The organism is Enterovibrio paralichthyis, assembly GCF_019209835.1.
GTDB lineage: Bacteria > Pseudomonadota > Gammaproteobacteria > Enterobacterales > Vibrionaceae > Enterovibrio > Enterovibrio paralichthyis.
Window position 1 is genome coordinate 85118 of the sequence record NZ_JAHUTS010000018.1, and the last position, 8825, is coordinate 93942.

The 8825-nt window shown below is 45.6% G+C and carries 6 protein-coding genes; all 6 read left to right on the forward strand.

What is annotated here, in order from left to right; genetic code table 11:
- Positions 1-339: 339 nt before the first annotated feature.
- The gene (locus KU854_RS18205) at positions 340-1848 is read left to right on the forward strand and encodes a hypothetical protein (RefSeq protein ID WP_218359837.1); all 1509 of its coding nucleotides are present in this window, start codon (positions 340-342) and stop codon (positions 1846-1848) included.
- A 306-nt stretch (positions 1849-2154) separates the two neighbouring features.
- Positions 2155-3117, forward strand: a complete 963-nt coding sequence (treR, locus tag KU854_RS18210) for a trehalose operon repressor TreR (RefSeq protein WP_218359838.1) — start codon at positions 2155-2157, stop codon at positions 3115-3117.
- A 152-nt stretch (positions 3118-3269) separates the two neighbouring features.
- On the forward strand, positions 3270-4688 hold the full coding sequence (gene treB / locus KU854_RS18215; protein WP_218359839.1) for a PTS trehalose transporter subunit IIBC: 1419 nt from the start codon (positions 3270-3272) through the stop codon (positions 4686-4688).
- Between the two features lie 32 nt (positions 4689-4720).
- Positions 4721-6385, forward strand: a complete 1665-nt coding sequence (treC, locus tag KU854_RS18220; protein WP_218359840.1) for an alpha,alpha-phosphotrehalase — start codon at positions 4721-4723, stop codon at positions 6383-6385.
- Between the two features lie 657 nt (positions 6386-7042).
- A complete protein-coding gene (locus KU854_RS18225) occupies positions 7043-8239 on the forward strand; it encodes a maltoporin (protein ID WP_218359841.1) in 1197 nt (398 codons plus the stop codon).
- 342 nt (positions 8240-8581) lie between these two features.
- A partial coding sequence (locus tag KU854_RS25165; protein ID WP_418885867.1) for a LysR family transcriptional regulator occupies positions 8582-8825 on the forward strand: 244 nt, incomplete at its 3' end.

Consider the following 8825-nt stretch of genomic DNA (forward strand, 5'->3'; position numbering starts at 1 on the left):
CATAATCTGATCTGCGCAAGGGGAGAATGGTGCTGTTCTGGGTGAAAATTCATCGTTTTCTGATCTGGAAGAGTGAAGAAATCATCTTCCGATGATCTGTACGAGTGAAAAATAAAGCGTAGCTCTCTGCTGTCGTTTTTCTACCAAAAGGGGAGGGGGTGCCACTAACAACTTGTATTCCCCTGTATTTAAACGCGTCCAATACGACATCATTGATATAAACGAGTGGAAAAACATGCGAATTAGGCTATTTGATGTTATAAACGAGTGGAATTCATTACCCACTGATCTGATATAAACGAGTGGAATAGCCTGTGGTTGAAGTGAGCTGAGTACAACATGGAACTACGCTTTATCCTGCAAATACTGCAACGTATCGGCTTACTGAGTGCTGCAAACGTTGAAGACCTAAAAGACATGGATCGCGCCTTACTGACATGGGTGTCTAACAATGTGTCAGTGGTCGATATCGTGGCCATTGAGAGCAGCCCTGAACCTGTGCGTATCTACGCCGACTGGATTAATCAGTTTCGTGCGGCTGGCGTTGCCGAGCAAGTCGCAGAGCCGGAGCCGAATACGGTGTCTGAGGCGGTAGTGAGCGACGTGGGAGCAGAACTTCTGGATTCTGTACCTGAGATAGATGGCTTCTCACACAAGGTATTATATAACCAGAAAGTGCCTCACAGTCATGAGCTGGTTCCGCGTTCTTTCTTTGGTTTGCCGATTTTCTCTACCAATGACCCAGGTACCAGCTTCGAACACATCGATCGCCGCTCCATGAAGTACATCTTAGACACACTGGATTTGAATATTCAGGAGCCGGAGATCTTGGGGGTCACCTTAGACCCAAGATTCGATGCTCTGCTGTTTCGTGCCATATTGTCCCGCCTGCGCGGGGCGCCGCATGATGATTTTGAACTGAGGAATGAGCTGGGTGGTATCACGCAGGAAGGGCGCATGTATTCCGTTGAGTACCGCTCCTTGATTGATACAGACAAGTACTCCGAGAACACGTTGCGTTCACCGCAGTTTGTCGAAATGGTAGATCGCAGCTGTAAACGTATATCCCAGTTCCGTTTGGCCTATAAAGTGGAAGAGGGTAAAGAGCGCATGGCACGCTACATGCCGTTCTTCAGCCACCTGCAATTTAATATCACCACGCAGAAAATCGAATTTATCGGCACCAATCTGATCCCACAGTTGTTCCGTGACGATAAAACGCTCAGTTTGAATACCCGGACCCTAAACCTTTCCAACGGTAAATTGGAAAGCTCATTGCTGTACTACCTGACATCATTGCCTCGTGGCTATGTGAGGGAGCGGCGGGTTCCTCTGAAGCAGCCGGTTCCTATCATCGCGTTGTTGACCCGTTGCTACCCGGATATTTCACCGGCAAAACTGGAGAAAGACTATCCGCGGATCGAGCGGGTGAAAATTGCTATGCAATCGCTCAGGGATAAGGCATTGATCGCCTACACCATGACGGGCAGGGGCAAAAAAACCCTGTTTTCAGATGTTGAACACTATTGTGAGATGACCGATCCCGAGTTTTCTGCGCTTGAAGCCCTGGTGCAACGTCCTGTGAAAACCGGTAACACGCTGAAGCATTTTCTGGACGCACAAAACGCACCGCGTCGAAGCAGTGACGAACAGCGTTTGGCATTTGGAGAGAAACTCATCCCATCGGCACTGGCGTTAATTGACGATAGTACTGAAGAGAGCCTGGTGGATTCTTTCCGTGGTGTCGTTAAGCCTAAACTGCAACTGCTAAGAAAATACGCAGAGATCGTAGGCGATGGGCGCATGATTGATGTTGTCGACCGTGTTATGGATATTCGCTCGCGATAGCGGCTCTTTGAAATTAACCTCCTATCATAAAAGGCCTAGTTTGGCTTTGCTGCGAACTTAACGAAAGATCCTGTTTTATCTACCCATGGTTTCTGTGCTCGTAAAACAGGATTGGCCATAGCACGTTACCGGTTTTTTGTGCACTATAACTTTAAATGTCTGATGAATTTAGGATTAAACTGAGCACTTCTCTGGCGAAAAAAGTGCTTTATTGGCAACTGTAATCTCACATCCATCGAGGCTTAGGCTTGATTTTGTCCTATTAACCCGCAAAATGCCCACTTTAGCCCTCTGATTGAGTCATCAATGACAAAAAAACTCACCATATTGGATATCGCAAAACTGGCTGGCGTTGGTAAGTCAACGGTTTCCCGTGTGTTGAATAACGATCATCGAGTTAAAGACGAGACCCGTACGCTTGTTCAATCAGTGATTGCCCAACATGGGTTTTCCCCTTCAAAGTCCGCGCAGTCCATGCGGGCTCGCCGATCACGTTTGATAGGCGTTATTGTCGCGAGACTGGACTCAAGTGCGGAAAATGTAGCCGTGAGTGGGATTCTATCTGCGCTGTATGCACAAGGTTACGATGCCGCCATCATGGAAAGTCAATTCGATGTCGATCTCACCGCTGAGCATATTGAAGTTCTTAAACGTCGAAATGCTGACGGCGTTATCATGTTTGGATTTTCGGAATTTGACGTTGCCCAACTTTCTCCCTTTGAAGGTCGATGTGTGGTGATGGCGGTAGATACAGACAGATTCAGCTCAGTCAGTTATGACAACTGGGGTGCCGTCGAACAGCTGATGACTCACTTCCATGGAAAGGGTTTTAGACATATCAGCTATCTTGGTGTGACCCCAAAGGATTTAACAACAGGTAAAGTACGTCTCGACAGCTACCTGAGTTTTTGCGAATCCCACGATCTTACCCCTGTCTGGAACATCGCTGAAGTGTCGTTAGACAGTGGCTATCAGGTGACGGACTCCCTCATTCGTCCTGAAACGCAGGCTGTGGTTTGCGCATCAGACACATTGGCACTTGGGGCTGGCAAGCGCCTCCAGGACATTGGTCGCACAGACATCCGTATTGGCGGTATTGGCAACCACCAACTGCTTCGATTTGTCTTTCCGCAATCCATCAGTGTGGATTTAGGCTACCGTCAAGCAGGTAACGCCGCCGCTAAACAGTTACTCGCCCAAATAGAAAACCAAGATAAAACAAAGCATTGCCACTTTCTTCAACCAAGCAAGTTGCTGATAACTGAATAATTCCAGTCGCGTTCACTCGCTATTCATTTCGAATACTTTGTGAGCTAAATCCTGTTTTGGGAATGTTCCCAATGGCACTTTACTAAAGCCTGATATATTTTTGGGAACGGTTCTAATATTGGGCGTGAATAGTAAAACGCAGGGATAAGACTATGAGTAACATTACAGCAAGTGGAGTAGACGACCTTATTCGTCTAGTCGGCGGACGAGACAATATCGCGACTGTCAGTCATTGTTTAACGAGGCTTAGATTCGTTCTAAACGAAACGGATAAAGCAGACGCCAAAGCCATTGAGAAATTGCCTATGGTGAAAGGTTGCTTTACCAACGCAGGGCAGTTTCAGGTGGTGATAGGAACGGATGTTGATCAAGCATTCAAGCTACTGGAGCAGCAAGCAGGCATTAAGGGTGAATCGAAAGAAGCGGCGAAGAAAGCTGCCCGGCAGAATATGAACCTTCTAGAGCGTGCTATTTCTCATCTTGCAGAAATATTTGTTCCGCTGCTACCCGCTATTATCACTGGTGGTTTGATCCTCGGTTTTCGCAACGTGATTGGCGATGTAGAAATGTTCGGCGGTAAAACCTTGATAGAAACCAACGAGTTCTGGGCAACCACACACAGCTTTTTGTGGTTAATCGGTGAGGCTGTGTTTTTCTTCCTTCCAGTCGGTATTTGCTGGTCTACTGTCAACAAGCTCGGCGGCACCCCAATACTGGGGATTGTCTTAGGGGTAACCTTGGTATCCCCCCAATTGATGAATGCTTACCTCATCGGCACTCAAGAGCCGGAAGTCTGGGATTTTGGGGTATTTGCCATCGAACAGGTGGGCTATCAGGCACAGGTTATTCCTGCGATTTTCGCCGGTATTGCTCTCGCGTTTATTGAAACACATCTAAAACGCATTATTCCTTCATACCTTTATCTCGTTGTGGTGCCGTTTCTTGCGCTGACTAGTGCTGTGATTTTAGCGCATAGCATCATTGGTCCGGTTGGTCGTGAAATTGGCAGTGGTGTTGCCTTTTTAGCGCGCTCTGCAATGACCGGAGATTATGCATTTATCGGTGCAGCTATTTTTGGATTCCTCTATTCACCTCTTGTTATCACTGGTGTGCATCACACAACGAATGCGGTTGACCTTCAGCTCATGCAGGAAATGGGAGGGACACCAATTTGGCCGATTGTCGCACTGTCCAACATGGCACAAGCTTCGGCGGTATTGGGCATCATCATCATCAGCAAGAAAAAGAATGAGCGAGAGATATCCGTACCTGCAGCAATCTCCGCATACCTCGGTGTAACTGAACCTGCTATGTACGGCATCAATCTTAAATATCGCTTCCCAATGCTGTCAGCAATGATTGGTGCGTCGATGGCGGCGGCCTTGTGTGGGTTTGCAGGTGTCATGGCCAACGGCATTGGTGTGGGTGGATTGCCGGCTATTTTATCTATCCAAAGTCAGTACTGGGGCGTGTATGGCATTGCAATGCTGATCGCTATTTTTGTACCTCTGTTACTGACAATCATGGCCTACAAGCGTCAGGAACGAACAGGGAAACTGGCACTGGCGTGAATTAGAATCCAATGAAAACAACGAGGAAAGTAATGTTAGAGAACAATGAGTGGTGGCGTTCAGCCACCATTTATCAGATTTATCCGAAAAGTTTTTGCGACACAACAGGTTCGGGCACAGGAGATATCAGAGGTATTATCAGTAAGCTGGATTACCTCTGTTATCTGGGTGTTGATGCAATTTGGATCACTCCTATCTATGTGTCGCCGCAGATAGATAATGGCTACGATGTTTCTGATTTCTGTGCCATCTCGCCTGAATACGGCACCATGGATGACTTTGATAAGCTTCTGCAAGAAGCGCATCAACGAGGATTACGTGTGATCATGGACATGGTGTTTAACCATACTTCAACTGAACATTCCTGGTTTAAATCGGCTCTTGAATCAAAAGACAGTCAGTATCGGGATTTTTACATATGGCGAGATCCAGTCGATGGGCATCCTCCCAACAATTGGCAGTCCAAGTTTGGAAACAGCGCCTGGGAGTATGAAGCAAATTCTGGCCAGTACTACCTGCATCTATTTGCGAAAGAGCAGGCTGATTTAAACTGGGAGAACCCGGCTGTTCGGCAAGAAATCAAGAACGTCATGCAGTTCTGGGCTGAAAAAGGCGTTGATGGATTTCGACTTGATGTCATCAACTTAATCTCCAAGCAGCAGGATTTTCCAGATGATCATGCCGGTGACGGAAGACGCTTTTACACTGATGGCCCTAGGGTTCATGAATACTTGCAGGAGATGAGCCAGGATATCTTCCAGCGATACGGCGTTGTTACTGTCGGTGAAATGTCATCCACCTCAGAAGAGCACTGCCGCCAGTATTCAGCACCGTCTGGCAAAGAGCTCTCTATGGTGTTCAATTTTCATCATTTAAAAGTCGATTATCCACACGGTGAAAAGTGGCAGTTGGGCGCGTTCGACTTTCTTCAACTCAAGGCAATCTTTCGGGACTGGCAGCAAGGGCTTTATCGTCAGGGCTGGAATGCTCTTTTCTGGTGTAATCACGACCAGCCCAGAATTGTCAGCCGTTTTGGTTGCGACAAGCAGTACCGTGTTGAATCTGCGAAAATGCTGGCGACCGTGATCCACCTGATGCAGGGAACACCTTATATCTATCAGGGCGAAGAACTGGGCATGACAAATCCCTGCTTTCAAGATATTCACGATTACCGAGATGTAGAAAGCCTAAACGCCTATCGCATGCTGATTGACAAAGGCGTTCCCAAAGGTGAAGTGTTAGAAATATTAAGTGCAAGATCACGGGATAATTCGCGCACTCCTATGCATTGGGACAACACAGAGTACGCCGGTTTTTCAAAAGTAAAACCATGGATAAGCCTTGCGAAAAACGCGGGTGATATAAATGTAAAAATGTCGATGGAAGATAAAGATTCCGTCTTAAATCACTACCGTCATTTAATAAGGCTTAGAAAGTCAGTAAAAGTCATTATTGATGGCGATTATGTAGACTTACTCCCTCATCATCCAGACGTCCTTTTTTATCGTCGAAGGAATGAAGATAACGAACTCATTGTATTAAGCAACTTCAAGCCTCACACTGTTAGTGTCGAGGATTTTGGTGTGGACATGAGTGCTGGGAAAATTCTCATTCATAACTATAACGATGATTTACATGTATCAAGTTTATTATCATTAAAATTAAGGCCATTCGAAAGCATCGCGATTCTGTTTTAGTCAAAACGTAAATACAGACAAAAACATTCAAATCTTATGATTCTGCACTAATAAAAATGGCGCTCTATCAATTGTTGGATGAGTGAGCGCCAGCTTTCCTTTCTTATCATTAAAGCCATGTTTACCTTGTTTGATTTATCAAGGTGAAGCTATTATATCCTTTAATAACATGCACTTATGGGTTTTATAATGAGGTTCCATTTTTAACTTTCACTTAATGTAACATCGCGTGTATTAAATTCCATTCAGTCGATGTTTTTCTTGTCTGAAAATTTAAACTCATCCATTTTTTTTCAAAAGTCATCACTGTTATGATTGTGAATATAATATTTTTTAAATTCTGATATAACAGATTTTTATGGCGTATTTAGAAGCGAGTTTTCTAGACGTGTCTTGAATTGTGTTCATCAAAAATAGGATCGCATAGATTCAGGTCTCTAAATAAATTGAAGTTATTTTAAGTTGATTTTAAATCATGAAAGAAGAGCCTAAAAAATCATGCATTCAATAGGATTTAGATTTTAAGTGTAATGGATGGGAATGTTGAAATAGGTCTATTTTTTAAATTTAAAGTGGAAGTCATGCTAATTAAAGAATATTGCCATTGTTAACTTTGTACGAGCATGTAAGAGCAAAGAAAATAACAAGGAGTAAGGTATGAAAAAACTAAACTATTTGGCTCTTGCTGTTGCATGCGCGATATCTAGTACTGCTGTGTCAGCTGTCGAGTTTACTGGTTATGCTCGGGCCGGTACCGCGATTAGCGGTGATGGTTCTGGCGACCAATCATTTGCAAAAAATGCCCTCGGCCGGCTGGGCAACGAAGGTGACAATTACTATGAGTTTGGCTTTGTCCAGATGCTACAAGAAGGTGAGCAAAATTGGCAACTCACCGCAATGTTGTCGAAAGGAGATGATGGCATCAGCAGTTGGGAAACTGATGTCTCGGATGGCGATGATTCAGTCAATGTGCCTCAGTTTTACGTCACTGCCTCCGGTCTATTTGAATCAGCACCAGAGGCCGTACTTTGGGGAGGGAAACGCTTCTATCAGCGCAAAGATGTCCATATCACGGATTTCTTCTTTCTCAATAATTCTGGAACGGGCGGTGGCATTGAAAACATCCCTGTCGGTGAACAAAAGCTTTCTCTAGCATTTATTCAAGATGGCAAAACGGATAACTCTACTGGCTACTTGGTCGATGCGCGTCTGGCGGATATACCGCTTTGGGACAACGCCACCTTGGAACTGATAGGGGTGTATAACTTTGCTACCGAGCAAGATGAAAAAGACGAAGTATCAGATGACGGTATTTTTGTGACAGCTGTAGTCCACCAAAATCTTGAAAATGGCTTCAACCAAACAGCTTTCCAGTACGGTACAGCCGGCTACGGTGATCAGCTTGCCAATTTTGGGCAGGGACCTGGTTATGCGCGCGGAAACAGTGCTCAAAATGAGGCGAGTGGATTTCGGATCATTAACTGGGGTGTTGTCAGCTTTGGTGATGCATGGGAAATGGGGCACCAGCTTTCTTATCACCGAGGTATTGACCTGATTAACGGCAAAGGCGACTCGGATTTGTTCTCGGTCGTGGTGCGACCCATGTACAAGTGGAGTGATACACAGAGAACCATCGCTGAAGCTGGTTACTTCTCGAAAACCCAAGATGGAGAACAGGATCAAGGTGGAAGTAAGTTCACCCTTGCGCAGGCGTGGGCGATGGGTGATGGATTCTGGGCAAGACCAGAGATTCGGCTCTATGGAAGCTACATCACTGATAGGGACGGGGATACTTTCGGTAGTAAAGGAGATTCAGAATTCGTCACAGGCGTACAAATGGAAGTTTGGTTCTGATTGTTTACTGCTTTCAAGCTGCCAACAGCCTTATTGTTGCCTCCCGCAACTAAGGCTTTGTTCATCAATGTTGAGTTCCCCCCATTCATTGATGTTTTGAGCCGTATCTTGGCTCGGAGCCGTTCTCAATTGTCTTATCGCAATATTGTGCTACGCTAAATTGGGAACGGTTCCAATCTTTTTTGGAACTAAGAAGATGAGTGTCACATTGCTTCACACGTTTTTATTGGTAGAGGAATACCAATACGTTACGGCCATTTTTCGCTTAGCCCATTAAGCGAATACGCATGATTGGTAGGGACAGGCACCGTGGACAGTAGGAACAAACTGAAATCATTAGCAATGCAACCTTTGCTCGATCTGGGTTGTATAAGATGCTTTGTTACGATTGCGCACTTAGGATCTGTCACAGCAGCGGCAAAGAACATGGCACTGTCTCAAGCAGCAGCTTCGCTCCAACTAAAAAGGCTGGAAGATGTTGTGGGTGCCAAGCTGGTAAAGCGGACATCCCATGGCGTGAGCCTCACCCCGGCAGGTGCGAGATTTCTTCCCCATTCCCTCAGGCTACTGGAAACCAACCGCGACG

What these genes read in the sequence shown, in the direction of transcription:
- treB (WP_218359839.1), top strand. Translation starts at nt 3,270, where the DNA reads ATGAGTAACATTACAGCAAGTGGAGTAGACGACCTTATTCGTCTAGTC.
- treC (WP_218359840.1), top strand. Translation starts at nt 4,721, where the DNA reads ATGTTAGAGAACAATGAGTGGTGGCGTTCAGCCACCATTTATCAGATT.
- KU854_RS18205 (WP_218359837.1), top strand. Translation starts at nt 340, where the DNA reads ATGGAACTACGCTTTATCCTGCAAATACTGCAACGTATCGGCTTACTG.
- KU854_RS18225 (WP_218359841.1), top strand. Translation starts at nt 7,043, where the DNA reads ATGAAAAAACTAAACTATTTGGCTCTTGCTGTTGCATGCGCGATATCT.
- treR (WP_218359838.1), top strand. Translation starts at nt 2,155, where the DNA reads ATGACAAAAAAACTCACCATATTGGATATCGCAAAACTGGCTGGCGTT.